The 26,639-nt window shown below is 59.3% G+C and carries 26 protein-coding genes; 19 read left to right on the top strand and 7 right to left on the bottom strand.

Annotated features, from left to right (window positions below; all coding sequences use genetic code 11):
- Position 1 precedes the first annotated feature (1 nt).
- The 14 genes from BR24_RS10640 to tsaB all read left to right on the top strand — a co-directional run bounded on the left by BR24_RS10640 (position 2) and on the right by tsaB (position 12,963).
- Positions 2-595, top strand: a complete 594-nt coding sequence (locus tag BR24_RS10640; protein WP_496541464.1) for an indolepyruvate oxidoreductase subunit beta — start codon at positions 2-4, stop codon at positions 593-595.
- An 11-nt stretch (positions 596-606) separates the two neighbouring features.
- Positions 607-2,196 (top strand): sigma-54-dependent Fis family transcriptional regulator, encoded by a 1,590-nt coding sequence (locus BR24_RS10635; protein ID WP_496541463.1) that lies wholly within the window; start codon positions 607-609, stop codon positions 2,194-2,196.
- A 121-nt stretch (positions 2,197-2,317) separates the two neighbouring features.
- Positions 2,318-3,130 (top strand): substrate-binding periplasmic protein, encoded by an 813-nt coding sequence (locus tag BR24_RS10630; protein ID WP_496541462.1) that lies wholly within the window; start codon positions 2,318-2,320, stop codon positions 3,128-3,130.
- A 241-nt stretch (positions 3,131-3,371) separates the two neighbouring features.
- The gene (gene rarD, locus BR24_RS10625; RefSeq protein ID WP_496541461.1) at positions 3,372-4,283 is read left to right on the top strand and encodes an EamA family transporter RarD; all 912 of its coding nucleotides are present in this window, start codon (positions 3,372-3,374) and stop codon (positions 4,281-4,283) included.
- A complete protein-coding gene (locus tag BR24_RS10620) occupies positions 4,283-5,182 on the top strand; it encodes an isoaspartyl peptidase/L-asparaginase (RefSeq protein WP_496541460.1) in 900 nt (299 codons plus the stop codon). The genes rarD and BR24_RS10620 overlap by 1 nt, the downstream gene beginning before the upstream one ends.
- Positions 5,183-5,332: 150 nt before the next feature.
- Positions 5,333-6,076, top strand: a complete 744-nt coding sequence (gene rpsB / locus BR24_RS10615) for a 30S ribosomal protein S2 (protein ID WP_496541459.1) — start codon at positions 5,333-5,335, stop codon at positions 6,074-6,076.
- Positions 6,077-6,104: 28 nt separating this feature from the next.
- Positions 6,105-6,926, top strand: a complete 822-nt coding sequence (tsf, locus tag BR24_RS10610) for a translation elongation factor Ts (protein ID WP_496541458.1) — start codon at positions 6,105-6,107, stop codon at positions 6,924-6,926.
- An 85-nt stretch (positions 6,927-7,011) separates the two neighbouring features.
- Positions 7,012-7,734, top strand: a complete 723-nt coding sequence (pyrH, locus tag BR24_RS10605; RefSeq protein WP_496541457.1) for a UMP kinase — start codon at positions 7,012-7,014, stop codon at positions 7,732-7,734.
- Positions 7,735-7,736: 2 nt separating this feature from the next.
- Complete coding sequence (frr, locus tag BR24_RS10600; RefSeq protein ID WP_496541456.1) at positions 7,737-8,291, top strand: ribosome recycling factor; 555 nt, start codon at positions 7,737-7,739, stop codon at positions 8,289-8,291.
- Between the two features lie 7 nt (positions 8,292-8,298).
- A complete protein-coding gene (gene uppS, locus BR24_RS10595; protein ID WP_496541455.1) occupies positions 8,299-9,021 on the top strand; it encodes an undecaprenyl pyrophosphate synthase in 723 nt (240 codons plus the stop codon).
- Between the two features lie 72 nt (positions 9,022-9,093).
- Entirely contained in the window at positions 9,094-9,900 is an 807-nt protein-coding gene (locus BR24_RS10590; protein ID WP_496541454.1) for a phosphatidate cytidylyltransferase, read from the top strand.
- Positions 9,901-9,917: 17 nt separating this feature from the next.
- Positions 9,918-11,120, top strand: a complete 1,203-nt coding sequence (locus BR24_RS10585) for a 1-deoxy-D-xylulose-5-phosphate reductoisomerase (RefSeq protein WP_496541453.1) — start codon at positions 9,918-9,920, stop codon at positions 11,118-11,120.
- A 33-nt stretch (positions 11,121-11,153) separates the two neighbouring features.
- The gene (gene rseP / locus BR24_RS10580; RefSeq protein ID WP_496541452.1) at positions 11,154-12,218 is read left to right on the top strand and encodes an RIP metalloprotease RseP; all 1,065 of its coding nucleotides are present in this window, start codon (positions 11,154-11,156) and stop codon (positions 12,216-12,218) included.
- The gene (gene tsaB / locus BR24_RS10575) at positions 12,193-12,963 is read left to right on the top strand and encodes a tRNA (adenosine(37)-N6)-threonylcarbamoyltransferase complex dimerization subunit type 1 TsaB (protein ID WP_496541451.1); all 771 of its coding nucleotides are present in this window, start codon (positions 12,193-12,195) and stop codon (positions 12,961-12,963) included. The genes rseP and tsaB overlap by 26 nt, the downstream gene beginning before the upstream one ends.
- 16 nt (positions 12,964-12,979) lie before the next feature.
- On the opposite strand, the gene dnaA is transcribed toward tsaB, so the two are convergent.
- Positions 12,980-14,314: a chromosomal replication initiator protein DnaA gene (gene dnaA, locus BR24_RS10570; RefSeq protein WP_496541450.1), complete on the bottom strand. Its 1,335-nt coding sequence runs from the start codon at positions 14,312-14,314 to the stop codon at positions 12,980-12,982.
- 581 nt (positions 14,315-14,895) lie between these two features.
- A complete protein-coding gene (gene thyX, locus BR24_RS10565; RefSeq protein WP_496541449.1) occupies positions 14,896-15,636 on the bottom strand; it encodes an FAD-dependent thymidylate synthase in 741 nt (246 codons plus the stop codon).
- A 149-nt stretch (positions 15,637-15,785) separates the two neighbouring features.
- Between thyX and BR24_RS10560 the strand changes: the two genes are divergently transcribed.
- Positions 15,786-16,226 carry a DUF2721 domain-containing protein gene (locus tag BR24_RS10560; RefSeq protein ID WP_496541448.1) on the top strand — a complete coding sequence of 147 codons (441 nt, stop codon included), beginning with the start codon at positions 15,786-15,788 and terminating at the stop codon, positions 16,224-16,226.
- 1 nt (position 16,227) lies between these two features.
- Here the strand turns inward: BR24_RS10560 and BR24_RS10555 are convergent, their stop codons facing one another.
- Entirely contained in the window at positions 16,228-16,752 is a 525-nt protein-coding gene (locus BR24_RS10555; protein WP_496541447.1) for a hypothetical protein, read from the bottom strand.
- Between the two features lie 72 nt (positions 16,753-16,824).
- Between BR24_RS10555 and BR24_RS10550 the strand changes: the two genes are divergently transcribed.
- The 4 genes from BR24_RS10550 to BR24_RS10535 all read left to right on the top strand — a co-directional run bounded on the left by BR24_RS10550 (position 16,825) and on the right by BR24_RS10535 (position 22,724).
- Positions 16,825-17,793, top strand: coding sequence for a zinc dependent phospholipase C family protein (locus tag BR24_RS10550; protein ID WP_496541446.1), 969 nt, complete (start codon positions 16,825-16,827; stop codon positions 17,791-17,793).
- A gap of 84 nt (positions 17,794-17,877) precedes the next feature.
- Positions 17,878-18,699, top strand: coding sequence for an AsmA family protein (locus BR24_RS10545; protein WP_496541445.1), 822 nt, complete (start codon positions 17,878-17,880; stop codon positions 18,697-18,699).
- A gap of 358 nt (positions 18,700-19,057) precedes the next feature.
- Positions 19,058-20,473: a biotin carboxylase N-terminal domain-containing protein gene (locus tag BR24_RS10540; protein WP_496541444.1), complete on the top strand. Its 1,416-nt coding sequence runs from the start codon at positions 19,058-19,060 to the stop codon at positions 20,471-20,473.
- A gap of 4 nt (positions 20,474-20,477) precedes the next feature.
- Positions 20,478-22,724: a carboxyl transferase domain-containing protein gene (locus tag BR24_RS10535; protein ID WP_496541443.1), complete on the top strand. Its 2,247-nt coding sequence runs from the start codon at positions 20,478-20,480 to the stop codon at positions 22,722-22,724.
- A gap of 143 nt (positions 22,725-22,867) precedes the next feature.
- On the opposite strand, the gene BR24_RS10530 is transcribed toward BR24_RS10535, so the two are convergent.
- Genes BR24_RS10530 through BR24_RS10515 form a run of 4 tightly spaced genes read right to left on the bottom strand, consistent with a single transcriptional unit; the run spans position 22,868 to position 26,630 of the window.
- Complete coding sequence (locus tag BR24_RS10530; protein WP_496541442.1) at positions 22,868-23,764, bottom strand: YitT family protein; 897 nt, start codon at positions 23,762-23,764, stop codon at positions 22,868-22,870.
- A complete protein-coding gene (ablB, locus tag BR24_RS10525; protein ID WP_496541441.1) occupies positions 23,733-24,557 on the bottom strand; it encodes a putative beta-lysine N-acetyltransferase in 825 nt (274 codons plus the stop codon). The genes BR24_RS10530 and ablB overlap by 32 nt, the downstream gene beginning before the upstream one ends.
- Before the next feature lie 7 nt (positions 24,558-24,564).
- Positions 24,565-25,878: a lysine 2,3-aminomutase gene (gene kamA / locus BR24_RS10520; protein WP_496541440.1), complete on the bottom strand. Its 1,314-nt coding sequence runs from the start codon at positions 25,876-25,878 to the stop codon at positions 24,565-24,567.
- A 14-nt stretch (positions 25,879-25,892) separates the two neighbouring features.
- The gene (locus tag BR24_RS10515) at positions 25,893-26,630 is read right to left on the bottom strand and encodes an amino acid ABC transporter ATP-binding protein (protein ID WP_496541439.1); all 738 of its coding nucleotides are present in this window, start codon (positions 26,628-26,630) and stop codon (positions 25,893-25,895) included.
- Between the last annotated feature and the right edge of the window lie 9 nt (positions 26,631-26,639).

The raw sequence follows: 26,639 nt of genomic DNA, 5'->3' as shown, positions 1-26,639 counted from the left end.
CATGAACGATATCAAGCCCATCCGCATATTCATGACCGGTGTCGGCGGACAGGGGACCCTGACCGCGACCAACCTGCTTGCCAGTACCGCGCTTTCTCTGGAGCTGCCTGTCACCTCCGGCGAAATTCACGGCATGGCACAGCGAGGCGGCGTGGTGGAATCCACGGTTCTCATCGGGTGCAAGAGCCCCAAGATCGGTCACGGCGAAGCCGACGTAATGCTCGGCTTCGAGCCCACGGAAACCATGCGTGCACTGCCATATCTGAAGTCCGGCGGCACCATCTTCTCCAGCTCGGAATACCTGCTGCCGCTTTCCGTGGCCACCGGCCGTGAAAGCTGCCCGGAGCTGTCCGCCGTCGAAGAGGCCGTGAAGGCCTGCACCGACGACTACCGCTTCCTGGCCTGCCAGACGCTGGGTATCGAGGCCGGAGCCGTTCAGGCGGGCAACATCGCCCTGCTGGGCGCCATGGCCGCTTCCGGCAAGACCCCGATCACCGTGGAGGCGCTTGCGGACACCATCCGCAAGTCCATGAAACCCAAGATTGTCGACGTCAACCTTAAAGCACTCGAACTCGGCGCCGCCCAAGGCGCCTAGCGAGGAACAACATGGCGATTCACCATCAGGATGCGCCCGACGTGGCGTACCTGACCACACTGAAACAGATTCAGGATGAACTGGGCAGCGAGGCTCCTCTCGAAGAGAGCCTCAACGCCCTGCTCAAGACGCTGGCCGAGGATATGGGCTACGTCAGGGCGTTTCTGGTCATCATGGACCCCAAGTCCGAAAACCTGAAGCTCTCCCTGACGTACAGCCCGGCCATGGTCGACGAAGTGACCTATGCGCCCGGCAAGGGTATCGTGGGCCGCGTTTTCGAGTCGGGGAGCCCTGAGATCGTCCCACGCATGTCGGACGACTCTGCGTTTCTCAACAAGGCCTTCGGCCGGAGCGAAGAGGAACTGAAGAAGCTCGGCTTCATTTGCGTTCCCGTGTTCAACAGGGCCATGGAAGGAGACGGCACCGAAGTCATCGGTGCCCTTTCCGTGGACGTGCCGCTCATTCCCATGGATGACATGGAAGGACACAGGCAGTTTCTGGAGGTGGTCGCAGGGTTCATCGCCTATCACGTGGCCAGGCTTCAGGAAGAGATGGCCATGCAGAACCACATGCTGGCCCAAGGCGTCTCTTCCAGCGGGGAGCCCATTCCCCCGGCAAACTTTGTTGCCGCCAGCAAGGCCATGCGCATGGTCCTGCGTCAGGGTACGCAGGTCGCGCCGAGCCGGGCCACGGTCCTGCTTCGGGGCGAATCGGGCACAGGCAAGGAGCTGCTGGCCGAGTTCATCCACTCCGCAAGCCCGCGGGGTGACAAGCCGCTAATCAAGCTCAACTGCGCGGCCCTGCCGTCCGAGCTGATCGAATCCGAGCTGTTCGGCCATCAGAAAGGCGCGTTCACCGGAGCCTTTCAGACCAAGCGCGGCCTTTTCGAAATAGCGGATCAGGGGACCCTGTTCCTTGACGAAATCGGCGAGCTCTCCCTCGATGCGCAGGCCAAGGTGCTTCGCGCCATTCAGGAGAAGGAAATCCAGCGCGTGGGCAGCGAGCAGACCATCACCGTCGACGTCCGCCTCATCTGCGCCACGCATCAACCGCTGGAGGAGCTGCTTGAGAAGGGCATGTTCCGCGAAGACCTCTATTACCGCATCAACGTGTTTCCGGTCTTCATCCCGCCCCTCAAGGAGCGCCGCGAGGACATCCTGCCGCTCTCCGAACATTTCCTCATGGATTTCACGAGAGAATACAACAAGCAGGTCAAACGCATCTCCACCCCGGCCATCGAACTGCTGACCATGTATCACTGGCCCGGCAACGTACGGGAACTGCGGAACTGCATGGAGCGGGCCGTACTGCTCTGCGAAGAGGAGGTCATACGCACGTATCACCTCCCTCCGACACTGCAGACTGCAGAGAGTTCCGCCACCGGCACCAACCTCAGCTTCGGGGAGGCGGTCGCGAAATTCGAGCAGGAGCTGCTTGTGGACTCTTTGAAAAAGACCGGGGGCAATATGCTCCAGTCCGCCAGAGACCTCCGGGTGTCGTACCGGATAGTCAACTACAAGGTCAAAAAATACGGCATCGACGTCAAACGCTTCTCAGGAAGCAAGTCGAAAAGAAAGCGCAAGAGCGCAACTCAGGAATAATGAAAGCCCCCTGCCTTGGCAGGGGGCTTTTTGTTTGACCAATGCTCCCGGCAAGCGTAGATTTATAGCCAAACTGATACCAATGCAAAACAGTTACCATTAAGCATACGCATATGAATCAATGAAACGCATACTCATCGCGGCGACCCTGCTTCTTCTGCTGACTGCAACCGCATCGGCAAAAGAGTACGTTATGGTCTTCGGGGCCAGTTACCCTCCATTTTACTGGATGTCGAAGTCTGCCTCCACGGAAGCGGATGGGCACGGCATGTTCATAGACCTGCTGCACAACTTCCACAAAAAACATCCGGACATCGAGTTTCGCATGGTCAGCCTCCCGCGCAAACGCATGGACGCGTGGCTCGAGGACGGACGGGCTCAGGCATTTTCCCTCAGCTCCCCACTGTTCTTCACTCCTCGAGAGCGGCAGGACTACGCCTTCAGCAAAAACATCTGGACAACGTCGGACCATCTTGTCGTTCCCGAGGATTCGTCAATCGAATCGACGGCACTCGACGAGCTTCGCGGGAAAACAATCGGTTTTCTCCATGGAAATGACTATGCCTACCTTGACAGGGCTGCGGAAGAAGGTCTTTTCCGCCAGTATTACGCCATCTTTTCCCATACCCTTTTGCAGATGATGCACCACGGCCGGCTGGACGCGGTGGTGGCCAACCGCCACTCGCTGCCCTACCACCTAAGAAGAGCCGGGCTGTCCCGCGACGCAGTGCGGGTCATTGACGAACCGCTCTATGAATTCGACCTGTCAATCCTTGTCCGCAAAGGACAGGAACAGCTTCTGGACAAGCTCAACCGGTTCATTCTCGAAAGCCGCCGAAACGGGCTGCTGGAGAGACTCGAAGATGACTGGACAGCATCGGGCCAAGCCGTCAGCGGACCGGGGCCGTTGCCGAAAGACGTCGTCGAGAGGTGATTATAACGCGCCGAGTGTTGACCGTTAATGCAGGTGTGGTAATTAAATATCGTCCCGAAGTTTCCGCACCACTCTTCGGGATTGACGAGAGAACATTCTCCGTTACCTCACCCCTCAAGATGTGGCGGCCCTTCCCCGGGTCGCCACAGCCATTTCGGCCGCTGATTTCACAGCGCTTTACTTCCCGGCATAAATCACTATCCTTCCGGCCGTACCGCCAAGGTCCAAGAAGGAAAACGAATTGAACAAGAACACCGCTTCAGGACTGACTTCCGCTCTGGCCGCCTTCACGGGCTGGGGCCTGCTTCCCGTCTACTGGAAATCCGTCCAATCAGTCTGGCCTGTCGAAATACTCTGCCACCGCATCGTCTGGTCCATGGCTTTCGTGGCACTGATCATCACCATACAACGCCGCTGGCGGGAAACGCTCGAACCGCTCGGCAAGCCGCGCGTCTTCGCCGTCTGCTGCCTCACGGGCTGCCTCATCGGATGCAACTGGCTGCTCTACATCTGGGCAGTCAACTCCGACCGAATTCTGGAGACCAGCCTCGGATACTATATGACGCCGCTCATGAACGTGCTGCTGGGATTCGTCTTCCTGCGCGAGCGGCTGCGGCCCATGCAGATTCTGGCGGTAACCATCGCCGCATTCGGCGTCCTCTGGTCCCTCATCGGATACGGCGAGCTGCCGTGGATAGGACTAACGCTGGCAGTGTCCTTCGGCTTTTACGGACTGCTGCGCAAAACAGCCTCGGTCAACGCCATCCCCGGCCTGTTCATTGAGACTGCCGTGCTCACCCCGCTGGCCGGAGGGTTCCTGCTCTGGCTCGGGTGGAACGGAGACGCGTCCTTCCTGAGCTCCGGATGGCGCATCGACCTGCTGCTCATCGGCGCGGGCGCGGCCACCTCCCTTCCGCTCATGGGGTTCGCCAACGGAGCGCGAAAGCTGAACCTCACCACGCTCGGCATTCTGCAGTACCTTGCGCCCAGCCTGGCTTTCGTCGTGGGGGCTTTCGTTTACGACGAACCGTTGACGACCAACACAATTATCACCTTCCTGTGCATCTGGACGGCATTGGCAGTATATACGTTCGACAGCGTCCGGCGGCTGCGCCGGGCTCAGAGAATCGCCAACGGAAAAGGAGTGGCCTGATGGAACCCAGACTCATCGTTCACGGCGGCGCGTGGGACATCCCGGACAAGCACGTTTCGGATCACGTCAGGGGCGTTCGCCATGCGGCAGAAACGGTCGCCCCGCTGCTTCGGCAGGGCATGACCGCGCTGGAAGCAGTGGAGCGCGCCGTGAACCTGCTGGAGGAAGACCCGACGTTCGACGCAGGACGCGGCGCGTTCCTGAACGCCGAGGGAAACATCGAGCTGGACGCCATGATCATGGACGGAGCGACCCTCGACTTCGGCTGCGTGGCAGCCATGCGCAACCTGCTGCACCCGGTCTCCGTCGCGAGAAAGGTCATGAACTCCAAGGATTTTCGCTTTCTCGTCGGCGACGGCGCCATGCGCTTCGCCAGAGAAATGGGTTTCAGCGAGTTGCCGCCCGAAGAGTTGCTGACCGAACGGGAACTGCAGTTCTTCCACTCCATCAAAAGCGATGACTCCTTCAGCCAGATCGAAGCCTTCTCCGGACGCTCCGACACGGTCGGAGCCGTGGCGCTGGATGAGAACGGAAACCTCGCCTGCGCCACCAGCACCGGCGGCACGCCTCGCAAGCACCCCGGCCGCGTCGGCGATTCTCCTGTCATCGGCTCGGGCGGATACGCCGACAACGACACCGGCGCAGCCTCTTCCACAGGATATGGAGAGACGATCATGCGGGTTGTACTCTGCAAAACGGCCTGCGACTTGATTCCAGATCGTGGCCCTGCCGCAGCCGCCGACCGCGCGCTGGAGATTCTTCACAAGAAAGGCAGGGGATACGGAGGACTCATCTGCATTTCCCCGGACGGCAGATACGGCTTTGCCCACAACACGCCGAGAATGGCCTTTGCCCTTGCGGAGAGGGACGGCATCCGGGCCGACATCAGCGTAAAATGATTTCATGCGAAATTTTCAGGCCATCAAACTTGCCAAGCGGTCAAAAATGACGTATTGACCCCCGACTTCAATATCACACATCCTTCGGCAACCGGGTGCCCCGCGATCGGGGTTCGGAAGAGGGATGGAGGAAAAAAACCTGGAGGATTTATGTCTTACGTTACCATGAAACAGATGCTGGAGACCGGTGTTCATTTCGGTCACCAGACCCGCCGCTGGAACCCGAAAATGCGTCCGTACATCTTCGGCTCTCGCAACGGCATTCACATCATGGACCTGCAGCAGACCGTCAAGCTCTACCGCAAGGCCCACGATTTCATTTCCGACACCGTCGCCAACGGCGGCAAGGTGCTCTTCATCGGCACCAAGCGTCAGGCTCAGGATTCCATCAAGCAGGAAGCCGAGCGCGCCGGCATGTTCCACCTGACCAACCGCTGGATGGGCGGCACCCTGACCAACTTCCAGACCATCAAGCGCTCCATCGACCGCCTGAAGAACCTGGAAACCATGTTCGAAGACGGCTCCATCAACAAGTTCCCCAAAAAGGAAATCGTCAAGATGAGCCGCGAAGTGAACAAGCTGAACCTGTCCCTGGGCGGCATCAAGGACCTGACCGAACCTCCGGCGGCAGCCTTCATCATCGACCCCAAGCGCGAGCACATCGCCGTCAAGGAATGCCGCTGCCTCGGCATCCCCATAGTCGCCGTTACCGACTCCAACTGCGACCCCGACCTGATCGACTACGTGATTCCGGGCAACGATGACGCCATCCGCGCCATCAAGCTCTTCTCCACCCACATGGCCGAAGCCTGCATCGAAGGCGCCGCCCGTGCCAAGGACGGCGGCGACAAGGAAGAGGCCGCGGAAAAAGTTGAAGAAAAGGCCGAAGCCTAAAACAAGGCTTTCCAGGAGGAATTGAGATATGTCTATTACCGCTTCCATGGTCAAAGACCTGCGCGAGAAAACCGGCGCGGGAATGATGGACTGCAAGAAAGCTCTGGTCGAATCCGACGGTGACGAGGAAAAGGCCATCATCTACCTGCGCGAGAAGGGTCTCGCCAAGGCCGCCAAGAAGGCCGGCCGCGCCACCTCCGAAGGTCGCATCGGTTCCTACGTGAGCGCCGACGGCAAGAACGCCGTGCTCGTGGAACTCAAGTGCGAAACCGACTTTGTGGCCAAGAACGAAGAATTCCAGGCTTTTGCCGATGCTCTGGCTGAGAAGGTCGCCGGTCTCGAAGTGACCGCCGGCAACGCTGAAGACCTGCCCGAAGACATGGTCGACGTCGCCGACATCATCGCCAAGCTGGGCGAGAACATGCAGGTCGGCCGCTTCGCCAAGCTCTCCGCCGACGGCGTGATCGGTCTGTACATCCACTCCAACGGCAAGATCGGCACCCTCGTGTCCATCAACGGCTCTGACAACGCGGAAGCCGCCAAGGACGTGGCCATGCAGGTTGCCGCCACCAGCCCGCTGTGCACCACCCCCGATCAGCTCCCGCAGGAGAACATCGACAAGGAAAAGGCCATTTACCTGAAGCAGGCCATGGACGAAGGCAAGCCCGAAGAGATTGCCGAAAAGATCGTCATGGGCCGCATCAACAAATACTACAAGGAAGTCTGCCTTGTGGAGCAGCCCTTCATCAAGGAAGACAAGAAGAGCGTCAAACAATACCTGAAGGACGCAGGCGCCGGCACTGTCGGCGACTTTATCCGACTCGAACTCGGGGATGACGCCGAAGACTAGGAAAGCAAAAACGGGCCGCACGGCCCGTTTTTTTTGGGCGGGGCAAGACCCCATTGTCACAACCTATTGACAGAATGAGGAGAATATGGACAAAGTGCGGTTTTCGCGGGTACTCATCAAGCTCAGTGGCGAAGCCCTCGCGGGCGATCAGCAATTCGGAGTGGATCCGGAGGCTATCGACAGATTCAGCAAGGAAATCGCTTCTGTAGTAAGCGCCGGAGTCCAGGTCGTTCTGGTCATCGGCGGAGGTAACATTTTCAGGGGTGTGGCGGGCAGCGCCAAGGGCATGGATCGCGCGCAGGCCGATTACATGGGCATGCTGGCCACCGTCATGAACGGACTTGCCGTTCAGGACTCGCTTGAGAAAAATGAATGCGACACCCGCGTGATGACCGCCTTCACCATGAAGGAAGTGGCCGAGCCGTATATTCGCAGGCGGGCCGTACGCCATCTGGAAAAGGGCCGTGTCGTCATCTGCGCCGCAGGCACCGGCAACCCGTATTTCACCACGGACTCCGCTGCCGCGCTGCGTGCGCTGGAACTCAAGTGCGATGCCATCTTGAAAGCCACCAAGGTGGACGGGGTATACGACAAGGACCCCGTCAAATTTGACGACGCCGTCAAGTACGAGAACGTCACCTACCTTGAGGCACTGGAAAAGAGGCTCGGAGTCATGGACTCCACAGCCATTTCCATGGCACGCGACAATGAACTGCCCATCGTTGTCTTCGACCTTTTCAAGAAAGGCAACATGAAGCGTGTGGCAGAAGGCGAAAACATCGGTACCACCGTTCAAGGAGGAGATTAAGGATGAAAACGGTTCTGGAAGACGGCAAGAAACGCATGGGCGCCACCATCTCCAATCTGGAGAATGACTTTGCCAAACTGCGCACTGGACGCGCGAGCACCTCTCTGGTGGACGAGCTGACCGTGGAATACTACGGCGCTCCGACCCCGCTCAACCAGCTCGCTTCGGTCTCCGTTCCCGATGCCCGTACTCTCACGATCCAGCCGTGGGACAAAGGCGCTTTCTCCGACGTGGAAAAGGCCATCCAGAAATCCGATCTGGGCCTGAACCCCGTAAACGACGGCAAGATCATCCGCATCTCCATTCCGCCGCTCACCGAAGAACGCCGCAAGGAGCTGGTCAAGGTCGCCAAGAAGTACACCGAGGACTCCAAGGTTGCCATCCGCAACGTCCGCCGCGACCTCAATGACCAGCTCAAGAAGCTCGAAAAGGACAAGGAAATCTCCGAGGACGACCTGCGCAAGGGGCAGGACGACGTCCAGGCCCTGACCGACGACTTCGTGAAAAAGTGCGACGCACTCCTCGAAGCCAAGGAAAAGGAAATCATGGAGATATAGGGACCGCATGTCCTCCGACTTCATCATTCCCGCTCATATCGCCGTCATCATGGACGGCAACGGAAGATGGGCGAACATGCGCGGGCTGTCCCGGAGCAAAGGCCACAAGGCCGGTACCGAGGCGGCCCGCGCCATAGTACGACACTGCCGCGAGATAGGCGTCCGGCATCTTACCCTCTACACGTTTTCACGCGAGAACTGGTCTCGTCCCAAAGAGGAAGTGAGCACCATCTTCGATCTGCTGGTGAGCTTTCTCAACCGCGAGCTGGGCCAGCTTGTGGAGCAGGACATCAGGCTCAAGGTACTCGGGGATATCAAGGGATTGCCTATGGCATCCAGAAAGGCACTGGAACATGCCATGAAGAAAAGCGCCGACTGCACCAGCCTGACGGTGAATCTCGCCTTGAACTACTCGAGCCGAGACGAAATCCTGAGCGCTTGCAAAAGCATGGTCCGCGACGGTCTAGGTCCCGAGGAGATCACCGAAGAAGCCATGGCCGGCCGGCTCTACACTGCGGGACAGCCGGATCCTGATCTAATAATCCGCACCAGTGGCGAGCTGCGCCTCTCCAACTACCTGCTCTGGCAGGCAGCCTACAGCGAATTCTACTTTACCGACGTATACTGGCCCGACTTCACCCCCGAAGAGCTGGACAAGGCGCTGGAGCACTATTCCGGCCGCCAGCGCCGCTTCGGCAAGACCGGCGAACAACTCGAGAGCCAATCCTGATCCACTTCGGTTGCCCGCAGACTCCCGATCGGGTAACACTAGGCGGAAGACCTACAATCACGCACGAAATACATGGAAAGCACGCATAAAAAAAGGATCGCCACAGGACTGGCGCTGGCACTCATCCCCGCCCTGGGCATTCTGCTCGGAGGCTGGGTTCTCTTTCTGGCACTGACGGTGTTCGGCGGTCTGGCGTTCATGGAATATCTAGACATGTTCCGGCCCATGCGCAACGCCAAAGCTTACAAGCTGCTCGCTTGCGCCTTCACCCTGCTGCTGCTCCTGAGCTTTCACGTGGCTCCCAACAGCCAGTGGACCGCCATGGCCATGATCGGTGCTTTCTGGGCCGCCGCCATGACCTTCCTGTTCAGCTACGGTCGACACCCCGAGGAGGTCAAACCGCGCGAACCGCTCATTTTCCTGCTCGGCATGGCCTACATCCCGCTGAACCTGCACTTCTTCCTGCAGTTCAACAGGTTCGAGTGCGCTTTGGTTATCCTTGCAGCAGCCATATCCGACACGGCGGCATTCTATACGGGATCCATGTTCGGCAAACGCAAGATCTGGCCCACCGTCAGCCCGAAGAAATCGTGGGCCGGCAGTTTCGGCGGCCTCGGCGCGTGCATCCTCGTCACCGTCACATACGGACTCTCCTTCGGCAACGCACCGATCTGGGCTTGGGTCCTGCTCGGCGCTGCCCTGAACATTGCCGCCCAGCTCGGCGACTTCTTCGAGTCCGCGCTCAAGCGCACGCTCGGCGTCAAGGATTCGGGCTCGATCCTCCCCGGACACGGAGGTCTGCTCGACCGCATCGACAGCCTGCTGTTCGTTCTGCCGGTATACGGTCTGGCCAGGATGCTGCTCCCCTTCTTCAACTAAGGCCTCAGGACGTTTCAGTGCACACCTACATTTCACAGTGGCCCTCGGATGCCCGGCTCCCGGAAACTCCCCGCAGGCTCTGCATTCTCGGCTCCACCGGCTCCATCGGGGTCAGCGCGCTGGATGTGGTGCGCAAGCACCCAGCCCGGTTCGATGTCAAGGTCCTCGCCGGGGCCACCAATGCTCCCAAGCTCGCAGAACAGGCCGCCGAATTTCGGCCACCCTTTCTGGCAGTCATTGACGATACTGCCGCCATCAAGTTGAGGGAACTGCTCCCTCCTGACTATGAACCGGATATTCTCACCGGCCCCGAAGCCTACTGCGAACTGGCGGCGCTGGCGGAAGTCGACCTCGTGCTGTCCACCATCGTAGGCGCAGCGGGTTTCCGACCGACCCTCGAGGCGGCCAGAGCCGGCAAGATGATCGCGCTGGCCAACAAGGAGTCGCTCGTTCTCGGTGGGCACATCATCCGGGAAGCGTGCCGCAAATCCGGCGCGCTGATTCTTCCGGTTGACTCCGAGCACAACGCGCTGTTTCAGGGTCTGCTGGGGCACGGCGACAGCCGCGAGATAAGCCGCCTGATCCTTACGGCCTCCGGCGGCCCCTTCCGGGGCAGGAGCCGCGCGGATCTCGAAAAAGTCACGCTTGCACAGGCGCTTGACCATCCCAACTGGGACATGGGGGCCAAGATCACCATCGACAGCTCCACGCTCATGAACAAGGGGCTTGAGGTCATTGAGGCCTGCCATCTGTACGGGCTTCCTGCCGAACAGGTGGATGTGGTGGTACACCCGCAGAGCATCGTCCACTCGCTGGTGGAGTACGTGGACGGCTCCCAACTGGCCCATATGGGTCTGCCGGACATGCGCGTCCCCATCGCGCACTGCCTCTGCTTTCCGGACCGGGTACCTCTGCAACTGCCGAGCCTCAACCTCGCCGATGTGGGCAACCTCGTCTTCGAAAAACCGGATTTCTCCGCATTCCCCTGCCTGAAGCTGGCCTTTGACGCCTTCGCGGCCGGGGAAAGCCATCCCATCGTCCTCAATGCCGCCAACGAAGTGGCGGTTTCCCTTTTCCTGAAAGAACAGATCAACTATCTGGACATTCCTTCGCTCATCGAGCGTTCGCTCGCGGCGCACGAGCCCGTGGACGTATCCACCCCCGAGGCGGCCCTGGGGCTCGACGAGGAAATCCGCAAGAAACTCCTCGCCCGGGACTAGCCCCCGGCTCTCGAAACGGCTATCATTACTATTATGGCAACCAGTTTCATCGCAGTCATCATCATCCTAGGCGGCCTGATCTTCTTTCACGAACTCGGCCACTTTCTCATCGCCCGCCTTTTCGGCATGGGCGTGAAGACCTTTTCTCTCGGCTTCGGCCCCAAGCTCTTCGGTTTTCGCAAAGGACTGACAGAATACAAACTTTCGGCACTGCCGCTTGGCGGATACGTTCAACTCGCAGGTGAATCCGAAGAAGAGGAAGACGAAGAAGAGTTTCCGGAGGAAACCCTTTTCGGCGAACGTCCAGCGTGGCAGCGTATTCTGGTTGTCGGCGCCGGACCGGTCTTCAATTTCATTCTGGCATTCCTGATCTTCTGGGCTCTGCTCCTCGCCAAAGGCCAACCTGCCATGGCTCCGGTCATCGGACAGGTCATGGACGATACGCCTGCCAAGGTGGCGGGATTGGAAGCCGGGGACCGCGTTCTTTCCATCAACGGCATGGAAATCCGCACATGGGACGAGCTGCCGGGCCACATCCGTGAGTCCGGAGAAGAGCCGGTGACCCTGACGGTCGATCGCGAGGGAGAACAGCTCAGGTTCACCATGACGCCGAAGGTTCGGACCATCAAGACCATGTTCGGCGAAGAAGTCAGCGTCCCGCTGGTGGGCGTCGCCGCCGCCGGCGAGCAGATGTACCTGCCCGTGGAGGGCACGGGAGCGATTCAAGCCGCCGCAATCACCTGGGAACAGATGAACCTCGTCGTCACCAGCTTCGTAAAGCTCGTGGAGCGAATCCTGCCCGCAGAGACCATCGGCGGTCCCATCTTCCTTGTTCAGGCGGTGCACGAGGGCACAAAGGCCGGACTGGAGTACCTGCTCTACCTGACGGCCTTCATCAGCATCAACCTCGGCATCATCAACCTGCTGCCCATACCGGTGCTGGACGGCGGCCACATTGTGTATTTCATACTGGAGATCATCAAAGGCAAACCTGTTGATGAGCGCTGGCGCGCCGCAGCCACCCGAGTGGGGCTGCTCCTTCTGCTGACCCTCATGGCTTTCGCGATATTCAATGACATCCGCAGACTGCTCTCATAATCGACGTGGCCCCGTGCTCGTGCTCAACGGGTGCGAAGAACGACTGCAGATTGCCATCGGCACTACTGAGGAAACCGGCACCACCCTTCTTGCCTCGCAGGAGTGGACGGTGCCCGGTCGATCCGTGGGCTTCATCGCCCCGGCCATCGACTCCATGCTCAAGGGGCTGAACCTTGCTCCGGCAGATATTTCCGGAATCGCCAGCGTCCGCGGACCGGGCAGCTTCACTGGGCTGAGACTCACCTTGGCCGCCGCCGCAGGATTTGCCGCAGGCAACAACCTGCCGGTCGCCGGTCTGGAATTGCTCCCGCTCATCGCGCGGCCGCTGGTTTCCATACTGACTGAAACTATCCACGTTACCACGTATGCCCGTCGAGGGCAGGTATATCTGCAAAGTTTCCGGAATGGCCATGCCATCGCCCCTGCCGCTGCCTGTAAGGCGACCGACGCGGCTGCGATAATCGCTTCCTCCGGCCCTGCCTCTCTCTGTGGCAGCGGGGTCAGGAAAAACCCGGAAGCATTCGGGCAGCTCTCACAGGCAGGCGTTTCCATCCTTTCGCCTGTCCACGACTACCCCGCGCCGCAGGCAATGCTTGAAGCAGCCTCGGAAGCGTCCTTTGACGAAAAGGACATAGCCCCCCTCTACATCCGTGAGTCCGACGCCGAGGAAAACCTCGAAATCATCGCGAAAAAACGCGGCATGGACCCGGATCAGGCACGCAGGCACCTTCACCGTTACGAGTAGAGAGGGGCTCTTCAGCCTAGCTGGTCAGGGTGGTGACCGCCTTTTCGATCTGGCGGCCCAGAGGGGTCTGGACGGAGATTTCGCGTTCGACGTTGGTGATACCTTTGAGCACCGTGGAGTGCCTGCGCCCAAGACGTTCGCCGATGTCCTTCAGAGACATGTCGGTGTGTTTTCGGGCAAGGTAGAACGCGGTGTTGCGCGCGGTCACGATCTGACGCTTCCTGCTGCGCGACTTGAGCTGCAGGTCGGACAGGCCGTAGTAGCGGCACACGAAATTGATGATGGAATCGTAGTCCGGGGAAGGGTTCTCGATGGCGTAGTTCTCGAGGACCTCCCAAGCCATGTCGGTGCTCACGCCAGTGTTCAGAAGACGCGCCTTGAACACAAGGTTGTTCAGCGCGCTCTCGAGCTGACGGATATCAGACACGATACGCTCGGCCAGCAGTTCGGAGACATCGTCGGGCACCTGCACGCTCATGTTCCGAGCCTTGTGCTCCACAATACGCCGACGGGTTTCAAAGTCCGGCTTGTCGATGGAGGCCACGAAGCCGGAAGTGAACCGGGAAAGCAGCTGGTCGTCGATATTGCTCATCTCCCGGGGGCGGAAAGAGCTGGTGAGCACCACCTTGCAGCCGCGCTCGCGAAGCGCCTTGACAGTTCCGAGCAGCTCGTTCTGCATCTTCTCCTTGTTCTGGAAGAAGTGCACGTCCTCAAGCAGCAGCACGTCGGCCTTTTCGCGGAAGCGGGCCTTGAACTCGTCCATGCGTTTGGCGCGAAGGGCCAGAACGAGCCGGTTTGCGAACTCTTCGCCCGAGAGACAGGCGATGTTCACGGATTTCTTGTTGGAGACTTCGCAAAGACGCCTGCCAATGGACTGAAGCAGGTGGGTCTTGCCGAGGCCGGGACCGGAATGCAGGAAAAGATTCTCAGTGTCGAACGAGGTGTCGCAAAGGGTCTGGCTGGCGGCACATGCGAGCTGATTGGATGGTCCGGTTACGAATTCGTCGAAGGAAAAACGCCAGTTGTGGGCCTGAGTCTTTTTCGTCTCAGGCACATGCACAATGGGAAGACCGAGCTGCTTGGGCTTGGACTCGGTCTTGGGCTTGTCCGCTTTCTTGCGGACCAGAACCTCTACGTCGGCATCATCGCCGAGCACATCGACGGCAGCAATCCGGACATCCTTCATCAGCTTGTCACGCACCCAGTTGGCCACAAAAGCGTTGGGAGCGGTCAGGCGCAGCTTCTTGTCCTCAACATCGCAGGACAAGGGCTTCACCCATAGCTCAAATACGCTCGGAGTGAGGTTCTTCTCGAGATTGTGAAGGATTTGATTGCACGCAGTCGTCATCATGGAGATGGGTATTAGGCTAGACATCACCTTCGGGCAACAACGGTGAGCATCGCCCTGCACCGGAACGGGAAAAGATTATCTACAGCACCCCACATCCACGCAACAATCTGAAATCTTTGATACAAACGCTTCAACCCTTGTGGCTCAAGGCTTTTGTCACAACCCTGTGAAACGCCCTGAGCGCAAGGGTTTCCGCAATGTGACGGGAAAATCCCCCAGCTCGAACCAACACGATTGGGAAACTTTTTCCACATACCAAGATTCATTTTTCTTCGAATATCTCACTCTCAGATTCTTTTTCTCAGAGCCGAATGGTCTTTTATGGACACAACCCCCTTGACACCTGCTTTTCTAAATTTTTTATAAACGGACAAACCATTGAAATAAAAGCATTATCACTTAGACGTCACATGATTCTCATTTTCTTCCTTGCAAGTATAACCCCTTCATCTGTCTACATTCCGTGTTCATAGCGAGTTGGCACCTCAAATTTCCACACCCTGCTTCGATTTTCTCCAATATGAAAAAAGCGGCTCCCTCGAACGAGGAAACCGCTTGACGCTCATCTGGAAGGTGAAAAACTAGTCCCTGCCCAGCAGCTCTGCCCGTGTCGGATACCTCCCGCAGGCAAACCGCTCCGATTCGGGGCAATAGCCGAGCTGTTCGCAGCGGGCACCGGCGGTATCGAATATGGCCGGCAGCGCCTCGCGACACTCGCGCAGCATGGCATCGGCAACCTTGCGGACTTCCCATTGGGCCCGGGTGCAGCAACGCAGGTTGAAAAAATGCAGGAGCGAACGACAGTTCATGGTGATGACGATCTTCGTTTCCGCGGCTTGAGGAAGCACAAAGCGCGCATCTTCATTTGCCTTCGTCTCACGACCGTGCTCCACGAGAATGTCGCGGAGGTCTGCGTACGCATCCGATACATCGTCCATGAATTTCTCGAACCGCGCTCTGGCCTCGGGGATCTTCTCGATGGCGGGCGGAATCACGTAGTCCATGGTATCCGTCACGTACCGCTGACTCTGCTGAGAGTAGGATGCGATCCGGTGCCGGACTATCTGGTGCGAACAGGCGCGGGAGATACCTTCCACCGCAAAGGTGAAGCTGACGTGCTCCACCGGGCTGTCGTGACCCGACTCCAGCACCGAACTCACGAAGCTGGCCTGCTTCTCCCGCTCGATCTCGCCGGCCAGCAGTTTGGGCCACATGTCGGCGACGAACCCGGCATGATAGCACTGACGGAAAGAGGCATATATTAATGATAATGGCTCAGGCGTGTGCGACAGCAGTTCCACACGCAAAGGTTTCTGGGGCATTCAAGACCTCGCTTACTAATGGTATCCGGCTCCAATACACTGAAACCCACCCTCCCGTCACCCCCCTCGAGAGGCACAGGAAAAAGGGTATGACTCAGAGGCTCTTTATTTCTTGACGAAGCTGCGGACCAGGCATAACTACCTCGGCCATGGACATCACGACACTCATCCCGATTCTTCAGGCATCCATAGCCCCCTTCGTGCTCATCTCCGGCATCGGCCTGTTGGTGCTCTCCATGACGAACCGCATTGGCCGCCCCACGGACCTCATCCGCAAGCTGCTGGCCGAAATGGACAAAGCCGAAGGCGAAGACCGCGACTTTCTCAAAAGCCAGATAACGGTCCTGCGCCGCCGCTGCACCATTCTCCGACGCGCCATCGCGTTGGCCCTGCTCGCCATCAGCCTCATATGCGCCGTGACGCTGCTCCTGTTCGCGGAACAGATCTTCGGCCTCGGTCTGACCACCCTCGTGGAGATATGCTTCATCGGTGGCTTGGTGGCGATCATCATGTCCCTGTTCTGGCTGCTCGAAGACATGCGCATCACGCTGCGCTCACTCGATATCGAGATCGAACGGCACGGGAGCTAGTCTACCACGAGACCTTTTCGAGCGCGTCATCCAGCAGATCGGCGGGGTCGGCGACGCCCTGAAGGATGAAATGCAAGTTGCCCATAAACAGCGGCTCGTACTTTTCCAGATCCGAGCAGAGTTGTTGCCAGACAGCCTCTTCGTCAGCAGCATCCCCTCGAGCCGCCAGACGCCGCGCCAGCGTGTTGGCGTCGGTCATCAGGTAGAACACCTTGCCGCACCCGTTCATCCGGGTTGCGGCCTCTGGATCGTCGAAAACGCCCGGCTCCACGACCACCACGGCCGAGCCTTCCTCGCACGCCTGCTTTGCGGAGTCGGCATCCGCAGCATCTGTCACGGGCACTTCCAGCCTTTCACCCATCAACCGGGCCAGTTCCCTGCGTCCGGAGCCCGGCAGTCCAACGAGAAACTGGCGTGAAGAGCTCTTCCATGCCGCTTCGTAATCTTCGCGGCGCTCACCCTTGCCAAAGACCTTCTTCTCATCCGGCGCTTCCACTTCATATTTCTTTCTGATGAAATCGACCATGGTCGTCCTCCATTGTTTTCTTTGCGACATTTTTTGTAAACAGCTACAGTGCCTGCGTAAAGAGGAGTTTGAATGCCCAAGGAAATGCTTCACTTCCAGTTGGCGACCGACGCCGCCCGATCCGGTTCAGGCCCCATCGCCGAGGCTGCACGCTCGCACCCCGAAGCGCTCATGCTCGGCAGCGTTTTCCATGATATATTGTATTATATGCGCAAAGGACGCGATGAGGAAGCCCATCGGAAGGCCACCCGGCTTGCCGGAATTCTCCACGGCAAAAACGGTGCGGACTCGTTCGAGCTGCTCAGGGTGCAGGCAGCCCACGTGCAACAGGCCGGGACTCCCGAAGGACTCGCGCTGCTGGCGGGCATGGCCTCGCACATCTGTCTCGACGCGGCCACGCACCCCTTCATCTGGAGTGTCACCGGCAATTACGACAGTCAGGACCCGAAGCGGCGCTCCAAGGCGAGACAGCGGCACAGGGCGCTTGAGACATTGCTGGACATGAGTTTTGCCCGCGAACCGGGAAAGGCGGACATGCTCGGCAGCCTGGTCGCTTCGTTCGATTCGGATTTTCACTCGACGTGGGCATCCGATGTGCTCGGCGGCTGGTGCGAGGTCGATGGAGAGACACTCCGCGGCTGGGTGGACGACTGTCTGAGGACGTACGCGCTGATCCAGCGAATGACCGTCGCTCCCCTGCTCCCACGCTTGACACATACCCTCTGGAAGCTGTTACCGGACGCCGTTCGAGAGGTGACCACCCTACTTCGCTCCCCTCAGTTGCTGCGGCAGCGCGAGGCGGTTTCCGGCGCAGTGGGGTACGTTCACCCCGTTACCGGTCAGGCCAGAATCCACCGTTTTTCTGACCTCCTGGAAAAGGCCAAGAAAGACACGCTGGAGCTCTGGACAGCCATGGAAACGGACAGCACGCTGCATGACAGGGTCGGACCCAACCTCGATACCGGCCTTCCCTCGGATCAACCTCAGACAATGGCACACTTTCGCGAACCCGCCCTTGTCCGGCTGCCGGACGAAAACTAACCCTGTTTTTTTCAAAGCCATGTTGCCAAGATTATTGGCAGGGGCTATGATACCGCAACCAATTCGCAGTAAAAAGGAGTCCTCATGAAAAAATTCATCACTTACGGCGCGGCGGGAGCGGTGCTCGCCATCATTGTCCTCGTCGTCCTTGCGATCCTCAACCTCGGCACGCTGATCAAGACCGCCACCGAGGAATTCGGCCCCAAGTTCACGGGAACCGATGTTCGTCTCGGATCAGCCGACATTTCCTTCCTTTCGGGCTCCGGCGAGCTGAACGACTTTCTCCTCGGCAACCCGAAAGGCTTCACTTCCGATGAAGCGTTCTCGGTGGACACCATCAAGATCAAGGTGAAGAAGGAGTCCCTCACCAAGGACAAGATCATCGTCGAGGATGTGGTGGTGCTTTCTCCGCACATTACCTACGAAAAACAGGGCAAGACCGACAACTTCAAGGCCATCATCGCCAACGTGAAAAAGGCCGTGGCCAGCGAAGACAAGCAGGAGCCTGCGAAAACCGAGGAAGGCGAAAAGAAGCCGTCCAAGGCCATCCAGATCAACCACCTGCTGGTCAAGAACGCCACCGTCACCGTTGCGGGCGGCCTGACCAAGGTCTTCGGTGACAAGGGTGTCTCCATTCCGGTGCCGGACATTGAAATGCGCGACATCGGCAAGGACAAGCGCACTACCCCGGCTGAAGCGGTGCAACGCATCCTCAGGACTCTTAGCCAGAAGGTCAGCGGCTCCGTTTCCGGTGCTGCGCAGGAAATCGGAAAGAAGGCTCAGGAGGCGCTCAAGCGCGGTGCCGAAGCCTTCAAGAAGGGAAGCGATGCCCTCAAGAGCGGAACCGAACAGGGCGGCAACCTCATGAAGGACGCCAAGGAAGGCCTCGAGGGCATGTTCAACTAGCCCCTGTCATTCCAACAACCAAGGCCGCCCCCGCGGGGCGGCCTTTTTCAGTGCGCACACAGGTCCTCCACTCCCTCGCTTCAAAAGACTTTTCCAACACCTGTTCATCCATTGGGATGCCCCGGGCGGCTTGACTTTTTCCCGTTTAAAAGACATTTCCCACCACTGCGATTCACAATGGCTCCAGTCCAGAGTTTCATCAACGATTGCAGAACCTGCATCGGTTACCGTTTGGAAAAAGCTGAATGAAATGACTGTTTCAAACCACAAAAAAGTTTGCCAGAATCGCTGATAAGAGATATCAAATCAAGCTCGTCAATCTCCGCACTGGCATCATGAACCCAATCCCTTTGAGATTATGGAAGATAAGCATAAAGTACTCATAGCCAACAGAGGCGAAATCGCCGTCAGGATCATGCAGGCCTGCAACGATCTGGGAATCCCCTGCGTGGCAGTCTACACCGCCGAGGACGAAGCCTCCGGCCATGTGGAAATGGCACGCAAGTTGGGCGGCGACGACGCGGTCTACCGCATTCAGAATTACATCGACGCAGGGGACATCCTCTCCGTCGCCGACAAGGCCGGCGCCACGGCGATCCATCCGGGCTACGGCTTTTTCTCGGAAAACTACCGCTTCGCCCGCCGCGTGACCGAACGCGACAGGCCCATGACCTTCATCGGCCCCAGCTGGCACGTCATCCGGGACCTGGGCGACAAGATCAACACCAAGCGCATCGCCAGAAAGCTCGGCGTTCCGACGGTCCCCGGTTCCGACCGGCCCATTTACGATGAGCTGGAGGCAGAAACCATCGCCCAGAGCCTGTTCGATTTTCAGGAGAAGATGGGCGTCAAGCGGCCTGTCGTTCTGGTCAAGGCCTCTGCCGGCGGCGGCGGAATGGGCATCGACGAAGTCGAGGATATGGCCCGCTTCCGGCAGACCTACCGCCGCATCCGCAACTACTCGCTCAGGACCTTCAACGACGAGGGAGTGCTCATCGAGCAGCGCATCTTCGACTTCAACCACCTCGAAGTACAGGTCATCGCGGACCGCGACGGCAAGGCCCCGGTTCACTTCGGCACCCGTAACTGCTCCGTGCAGAGCCCGGGCCTCCAGAAGCGCATCGAAGTGGCCCCCGGCTTCCGCTCCACGGACATCGGGTACGCGTTCGACGCGGACAAGGTGCTCGACGACATCGTGCGCCACTCCCTGAGCATCGCCAGAGAGGTTCGCTACGACAACGTCGGCACATGGGAATGGATCGTCACCCCCTCGGGCGACCCCTTCCTCATGGAAGTCAACACCCGGATTCAGGTTGAAAACGGCGTCTCCGCCTGCATCGCCGATGTGGACGGCAACCGCGACGTGAACCTGATCCGCGAACAGATTCGCGTGGGCCTTGGCGAACCGCTCGGATACTCGCAGGACAACGTCGGCTTCGACGGCGTGTGCATCGAGTATCGAATCATCGCCGAGGACACCGAAAACGGCTTCGCCCCCTGGGTGGGCCGCATCGAAAAATTCGACTGGAAGGAGGCCGACTGGGTGGAAATGCACACCCACGTTCCCCGCGACCGGCACTACCAGATTCCCACGGAATACGACCCAAACCTCGCGCTGGCCATCATCTGGGGCGAGGACCTCGAGCACGCCAAGAAACGCGGCGTGGAGTTCCTGAAGAATCTGACGCTTGAAGGTGTCGACGCTTCCGGCCAGCCCATGAAGACCAACATCCCCTTCCTGCTCGGGAAGACGGAAAACCTTCTGGAATTCTGATCCGATGAACGCAGAGAAGAAACGCGAGGCGCTGCAGCAGCGCGCCAGCTACGCAAGAGAGATATTCGAAGGCAGAGACCTGCCGGAGCTCGATGCCCTGTTGGACAAGATCACCCGCTTCAACGAGCTGAACCCCGGACTCTCCGAGGAGAAGGCCGTGGAAGCGCTTGAAGGGTTCGAACGGCGTCTCGGCGCTTTCGAGGAGCTCAACGACGGCAAGCTCACGGCCATGGACAAGGTGCGCATCGTGCGCCATCCGCAGCGCGTGAGCCTCAAGGACATCCTTGAGAACGTTTACGACAACTACAACGAAATCGGCGGTCAGGACGAACACTCCATCGACCCCGGCATGGTCATCGCCCGGGCCTACGTCACCAGACGCAAGGGCAAGAAGGTAATCAACCAGCCCGTCATGGTCGTGGGACAGGAGAAGGGTCACGGCGAGGAGTTCCGCAACGGCGGCTCCATCAAACCGTGGGGCAACTACAAGGCGCTCAAGTACATGGAGGTCGCCGCGCGGGAGAATATCCCCGTGCACGCCTACGTGAACACCCCCGGCTCCTACCCGGTGGAGGACTTCCCCGGAGCGGCCCAGCAGATCGCCGAGAACATCTACGAGATGTGCGGCCTCACCGTCCCGGTGATCGCCGTCTTCTCCGAAGGCGGCTCCGGCGGAGCCGAGGCCATCGGCATGGCCGACAAGCGCCTGATGTTCTCCCACGGCTACTACTCGGTCATCTCCCCCGAAGGCGCCGCAGCCATCGAAGGCCGCATTCGTCCGCCCCAGCGCGCGAGTCGCGAGCTCATCGAGAAGTGCGCCTCCGCCCAGCAGATCACTGCGCAGGACAACCTGCGTAACGGATACATCGACGAGATCATTCAGGAGCCGCCCCTCGGCGCCCGCGCGGAATGCTTCGACTTCTACAAGTCCCTGCGCCAGCGCGTGATTCGCGCCACCGACGAAGTGGCCCTGAACGTCCGCGGCATCCGTCTTCTTCGCGGGCTGGCCATGCGCCTGTACCGCAAGGATCCGGACATCATCGTCCGCTGGGACCTGAGCGAGCGCGCCCGGCACCGGCTGGTCCAGCGGCGTTACAAAAAGTACCGCCGCATGGCGCAGCACGCCTACAAGGACCAGCGCACCATGCTGGAAAAACTCAGCGCCGCGCGCTCCGGGTTCATCTCCAACACCTACTCCGTCATGCGTTACGGCATCATCAAGCCGCTGCAGGACCGGGTCGGCCGTCTGGTGGAGGAGGTCACGGACGAAGTGCACGTGGTCACCGGCAAGCTCACCTCCATCGGCAATCGCCTGCGGGGCATGGCCGGAGTGAGCAAGAGCGGCGACAGTCAGGTGGAGAAGGAGCTCACCGGCCTTTCCGAACCCGAAAAGCCGGCCACCATCATCGAGACCACCCGCGAATACATCAGCCCACAGGCACGCAGTGACCGCGAGGTCTCCTGCCCGCACGCCGCAAAACGCGGCTGCCTCGACATCTGGGCCCGCGACCTGTTCAACGACTACGGCGGCGTGTGCCCGCACTGCGGATACCACTTCCCCATGGAGTACCAGTGGTTTCTGGCCAACGTTTTCGACGAGAACTCCATCGTGGAATTCAACGAGAACATCTCCGCGGGCAATCCCACCGACTTCCCGAACTTCGACGAACGCGTCGACGCAGCCAAGGAAAAGACCGGCCTGCAGAGCTCCTGCGTAACCTTCCACGCAAAACTGGAAGGCATGCGCCTGACCTGCGGCATGCTCACGGCCCCGTTCAGGGGCGGTTCCGTCGGCGCGGCGGAAGGTGAAAAGCTCATCCGCGCCCTTGAACTGGCGCAGAAAAAGCACCAACCCTTCCTCGCCTACGTGCACGGCACCGCCGGCATCCGCATTCAGGAAGGCGTCAACGGCCTCATTCAGATGCCGCGCGTGACCATGGCGGTGCGCAACTACATCGAAGCGGGCGGTCTCTACGTCGTCCTCTACGACACGAACTCCTACGCCGGACCGGTGGCCAGCTTCCTCGGCTGCTCCCCTTACCAGTACGCCGTGCGCTCCTCGCGCCTCGGCTTTGCCGGCCCCGGCGTCATCAAGGAGACCACCGGCCTCGACATACCGCCGGACTATCACAACTGCTTCAGGGCACTCTCCCGGGGCCATATTCAGGGCATCTGGGACCGCCGCGACGCACGGAAGAACCTGCATCAGGCCTTCCTGACCATCGGCGGCCGCAACCTGTACTACCGATAACGCTCAGGCGTTAGTCGATATGCAAAGGAAAGGGCGATCCCCACGGGGATCGCCCTTATCATTTTGGTCCGGTGCCGACTCAGGAGCATTTCATCGGAAGCCGGACCGCAATGGCTCTTTTGCACACCCTCGCACCGGGCGGATCAGTAAATCTTGCGTCGCGAGAAACTGGACCCGAGTACGGAGAAGGTGTTTTCCACGATGAACAGCGCGTTCTGATCGTTGGAAAAGGTGATTTCCTCAAGTTTCTTGAGCTGCACGTTGTTGACCACGGTCATGAGCACATTCTTTTCCTTTCGCGTATAAGCGCCGAATCCGTAAAGAAAGGTCGCGCTCTGCCGGAGTTCGGTCAGGATGCAGTCGCTGATTTCATTAGCCATATCCGAAATGATGAACACGACCTTCCGCTGGTTGAACATGGAAAGGGTCTGGTCCACGGTCATGGCCGTGATGAAGACCATGATGATGGACGCCACGATGGTATCCAGCGAAACGCGCGCCATACTGGTGACGAACAGGATGGAGTTGAAGGTCAGATACACTTTGCCGATGCCGATGTTGTAGCGCTGATAGAGATACACGGCCACCACGTCCAGTCCGCCGTTGGAACCGAGCGAGCGGAGCACTATCCCGGCCCCGAAGCCGATCATCACCCCTGCCGAGACACAGGCATAAACATGGTTCTGCACCGGGATGGGGATGTTGATGATCTCGTAGAACGCCGTGGCGGCGAACGTGGCATAGGCGCTATAGAGGAAAAAGCGTTTGCTGACCTTAACCCACGCCATCAGGAAGATGGGGACGCTCAGGATGAAGAACAGCAGGCCCGGATTGAGCCAGCCCGTCCAGTAGTACATGAGGGAGGACAGGCCGAACATGCCGCCGGGGATGAACTCATGCGGGTTGGCGAGACTCTTGACGCCCCACGAAACAATGGCGGAACCCACTGAGATGAGCAGCAGGTTCCACCATACCGAGTAGGTGTAGTCAAACCGGAACGTCGGGCCTTTACCGAGCGGCGATCTGCTTGTGCCAGACATTCATGCTCTCCAGCGTACCGCCGATCTGCGTGTTGTTGGGCAAAACCCCTGCGTGTCGATAACCGGCCCGGGCGAAAACCGCGTTCATCCCGAAGCTCCAGGCGCGTGCGATGGTGTAGGCGGTACGGTATCCCTCTTGGGCAAGATCACTCTCCATTCGCGCCAGCAGCTTTCCGGCAAGCCCCTTGCCCCGGTTTCCCGGCAGGGTCGCAAAGTCGGTCATTTCCGCGCACAGCCACGACGGATCCTTTTCCGCCGATGCCAACGCCTCGATACCCCGCTCCGACATCACGCCGTAAAAGGCCACATCGTCCTCCATGGACTCACGGATGAATCCGGGATCGGTGATGGGGAACGGATAGGACTCGAAGACCTCGGCATAGACCTCAGCCATCCTCTCCGCATCCTCGGGCCTCATCCTGCGCACTTCCGAGCAGTCCACGGAGGGGGCCAAAGGGGAGCAGGCCTTGTCCTCGGCCACGTCGAGCACATCGCAGATGAGCTTTTCATTGCCCGGGACGGCGCGGTCCTTGGCCAGATAGCGGCTCATGAAGCAGCCTGCGGATTCGCCCCGATACATGCGCGGGACATAGGCCTCGGTCACGAAGCCACCCGTACGAAACCACGGCAGGGCTCCGGCCGGAATCTTGGCGAATATCTTGGTATACCCCATCTCATTGGCCAGATCGTCAAGCCTGTCCACGATGCCGGGCATGTCGGCCTCGTCTAGCTTCATGAGGTAGACCCGGTCACTCGCAGGCCCGTGCTGGACCTGCGAGAAACCGATCTTCATGATCGTATCAGGCAACATCGTCACGACGCTCCATGCGCTCGTTGTTTTCAGGAGTCAGGCTGGTGGTATCGTCCCAGTCCGAAAGGAGCTTTTCGATTCCGATGGCCTTTTCCTCGGCGTCCTCCTCCTTGAGCTGGAGGTTGCACTTGGCGCACTCGCGGTCGCAGTAGTTCGCCTCGTAGGACTCCGGTTCGTTGTAAGTGGTGATGACACCCTCGTAGTTCCTGAGAACCACCTTGTTGGCGCCCCAGGACACCACGTAGTTGGGCATGACGGGAATCTTGCCGCCACCGCCCGGCGCGTCCACCACGTAAGTGGGCACGGAGAATCCGCTGGTATGGCCGCGCAGGCTTTCCACGATCTCGATGCCCTTGCCCACAGGCGTGCGGAAGTGCGTCAGGCCCTCGGACATGTCGCACTGGTAGATGTAGTACGGGCGCACACGGTTCTTCACCAGCTTCTGGTTAAGGGTCTTGATCAGACGCTGACAGTCGTTCACGCCGGCCAGCAGCACGGTCTGGTTGCCGAGCGGGATACCGGCATCCGCCAGACGCTTGAGAGCGCGGCGGGAGGAAGCCGTCAGCTCGCGCGGGTGGTTGAAGTGAGTGTTGATCCACAGCGGGTGGTGTTTCTTGAGCATCTCCACCAGCTCGTTGGTGATGCGGTACGGGAGCACGACGGGCATGCGGGTGCCGATGCGGATCACGTCCACGTGCTCGATTTCGCCGATCTGAGTCAGGATCCAGTCCAGACGTTTGTCGGAGAGCATGAGCGGGTCACCGCCCGAGAGCAGCACGTCGCGCACCTGCGGCGTGTTGCGGATGTATTCGATACCCTGCTCCAGTTCGTCGCGGCACGGGACGGAGTCCACGTCGCCGACCTTGCGCTTTCTGGTGCAGTGGCGGCAGTACATGGAACAGGTATTACTCACATGCAGCAGCACACGGTCCGGATACCGATGCGTAATGCCCGGTGCCGGGCTGTCCTCGTCCTCGTGCAGGGGGTCGGACATGTCGTGGCGACGAATCTTCAGTTCCTCCGGAGACGGAAAGGACTGCAGGAAGACAGGATCGTTCTTGTAGTCGCTCGCATCAATGAGCGAGAGGTAGTACGGCGTCACGGACATGGGGAATTTGCGCAACGTCCTTTCGTAGATGCGCTTTTCCTTGTCCGTGAAATTGATGCCGAGCACACGCTCGAAATCTTCCGCGTTCTGGATGGAATTGCGGATATGCCATTTCCAGTCGGTCCAGTCGGACCTGGAGGCGTTCTCACCGATGTTCTCTGCGAGTTCCTGCTGATGCTTAGTGAATATTTTCATTGTATTTCCTCCTGTTATAAGATTTGGCCCAGGAATTCCCTCGTGCGTTCCTCGACAGGGGCGTCGAAGATCCTTTCCGGGGAATCCTTCTCCAGGATGACGCCTTCCTCCATGAATGCCACGGAGTCCGCCACTTCACGGGCGAATCCCATCTCATGGGTGACGACCATCATGGTCATGCCGTCCTCGGCGAGCTGTCGCATGACCGACAGCACTTCCCCGACCAGTTCGGGGTCGAGCGCCGAGGTGGGTTCGTCGAAGAGCATCACTTCGGGCTCCATTGCCAGTGCGCGGGCGATGGCCACGCGCTGTTTCTGACCGCCCGAGAGCGTTTCGGGGTAGGCTTCTTCCATTTCCGCCATTCCCACCTTGTCCAGATAATAACGGCCAACTTCCTTGGCCTTCTTTCTGGAGATGCCGCGAACCTGCGTCGGACCTTCTATGACGTTTCCCAGCACGTTCATGTGCGGAAAAAGATTGAAATGCTGGAACACCATGCCCACCTTGGCGCGCAGGGCGTTGATGAAACGTTCATCGTCGCGGACCAGCTCTCCGCTGACCAGAATCTGTCCTTCCTGAAAGGTCTCGAGATGATTGACGCAGCGAAGCAGCGTGCTCTTGCCGGAACCGCTCGCGCCGATGACAACGACGACGTCGGAAGGGTTCACATCAAGGTCGATCCCCTTGAGGACGTGGTTCTCACCGAACCACTTGTTCAGGCCCGATATTTCAATGACCGGAGATTCCTGCATCATTTTCTC

It is taken from the genome of Pseudodesulfovibrio halophilus DSM 5663 (assembly GCF_059568665.1).
Note: the sequence above shows the minus strand (reverse complement) of the source record. Positions and strands in the feature narration are given on the sequence as shown.

What these genes read in the sequence shown, in the direction of transcription:
- BR24_RS10640 (WP_496541464.1), top strand. Translation starts at nt 2, where the DNA reads ATGAACGATATCAAGCCCATCCGCATATTCATGACCGGTGTCGGCGGA.
- BR24_RS10635 (WP_496541463.1), top strand. Translation starts at nt 607, where the DNA reads ATGGCGATTCACCATCAGGATGCGCCCGACGTGGCGTACCTGACCACA.
- BR24_RS10630 (WP_496541462.1), top strand. Translation starts at nt 2,318, where the DNA reads ATGAAACGCATACTCATCGCGGCGACCCTGCTTCTTCTGCTGACTGCA.
- BR24_RS10620 (WP_496541460.1), top strand. Translation starts at nt 4,283, where the DNA reads ATGGAACCCAGACTCATCGTTCACGGCGGCGCGTGGGACATCCCGGAC.
- rpsB (WP_496541459.1), top strand. Translation starts at nt 5,333, where the DNA reads ATGTCTTACGTTACCATGAAACAGATGCTGGAGACCGGTGTTCATTTC.
- tsf (WP_496541458.1), top strand. Translation starts at nt 6,105, where the DNA reads ATGTCTATTACCGCTTCCATGGTCAAAGACCTGCGCGAGAAAACCGGC.
- pyrH (WP_496541457.1), top strand. Translation starts at nt 7,012, where the DNA reads ATGGACAAAGTGCGGTTTTCGCGGGTACTCATCAAGCTCAGTGGCGAA.
- frr (WP_496541456.1), top strand. Translation starts at nt 7,737, where the DNA reads ATGAAAACGGTTCTGGAAGACGGCAAGAAACGCATGGGCGCCACCATC.
- uppS (WP_496541455.1), top strand. Translation starts at nt 8,299, where the DNA reads ATGTCCTCCGACTTCATCATTCCCGCTCATATCGCCGTCATCATGGAC.
- BR24_RS10590 (WP_496541454.1), top strand. Translation starts at nt 9,094, where the DNA reads ATGGAAAGCACGCATAAAAAAAGGATCGCCACAGGACTGGCGCTGGCA.
- rseP (WP_496541452.1), top strand. Translation starts at nt 11,154, where the DNA reads ATGGCAACCAGTTTCATCGCAGTCATCATCATCCTAGGCGGCCTGATC.
- tsaB (WP_496541451.1), top strand. Translation starts at nt 12,193, where the DNA reads ATGACATCCGCAGACTGCTCTCATAATCGACGTGGCCCCGTGCTCGTG.
- dnaA (WP_496541450.1), bottom strand. Translation starts at nt 14,314, where the DNA reads ATGATGACGACTGCGTGCAATCAAATCCTTCACAATCTCGAGAAGAAC.
- thyX (WP_496541449.1), bottom strand. Translation starts at nt 15,636, where the DNA reads ATGCCCCAGAAACCTTTGCGTGTGGAACTGCTGTCGCACACGCCTGAG.
- BR24_RS10560 (WP_496541448.1), top strand. Translation starts at nt 15,786, where the DNA reads ATGGACATCACGACACTCATCCCGATTCTTCAGGCATCCATAGCCCCC.
- BR24_RS10555 (WP_496541447.1), bottom strand. Translation starts at nt 16,752, where the DNA reads ATGGTCGATTTCATCAGAAAGAAATATGAAGTGGAAGCGCCGGATGAG.
- BR24_RS10550 (WP_496541446.1), top strand. Translation starts at nt 16,825, where the DNA reads ATGCCCAAGGAAATGCTTCACTTCCAGTTGGCGACCGACGCCGCCCGA.
- BR24_RS10545 (WP_496541445.1), top strand. Translation starts at nt 17,878, where the DNA reads ATGAAAAAATTCATCACTTACGGCGCGGCGGGAGCGGTGCTCGCCATC.
- BR24_RS10540 (WP_496541444.1), top strand. Translation starts at nt 19,058, where the DNA reads ATGGAAGATAAGCATAAAGTACTCATAGCCAACAGAGGCGAAATCGCC.
- BR24_RS10535 (WP_496541443.1), top strand. Translation starts at nt 20,478, where the DNA reads ATGAACGCAGAGAAGAAACGCGAGGCGCTGCAGCAGCGCGCCAGCTAC.
- BR24_RS10530 (WP_496541442.1), bottom strand. Translation starts at nt 23,764, where the DNA reads ATGTCTGGCACAAGCAGATCGCCGCTCGGTAAAGGCCCGACGTTCCGG.
- ablB (WP_496541441.1), bottom strand. Translation starts at nt 24,557, where the DNA reads ATGAAGATCGGTTTCTCGCAGGTCCAGCACGGGCCTGCGAGTGACCGG.
- kamA (WP_496541440.1), bottom strand. Translation starts at nt 25,878, where the DNA reads ATGAAAATATTCACTAAGCATCAGCAGGAACTCGCAGAGAACATCGGT.
- BR24_RS10515 (WP_496541439.1), bottom strand. Translation starts at nt 26,630, where the DNA reads ATGCAGGAATCTCCGGTCATTGAAATATCGGGCCTGAACAAGTGGTTC.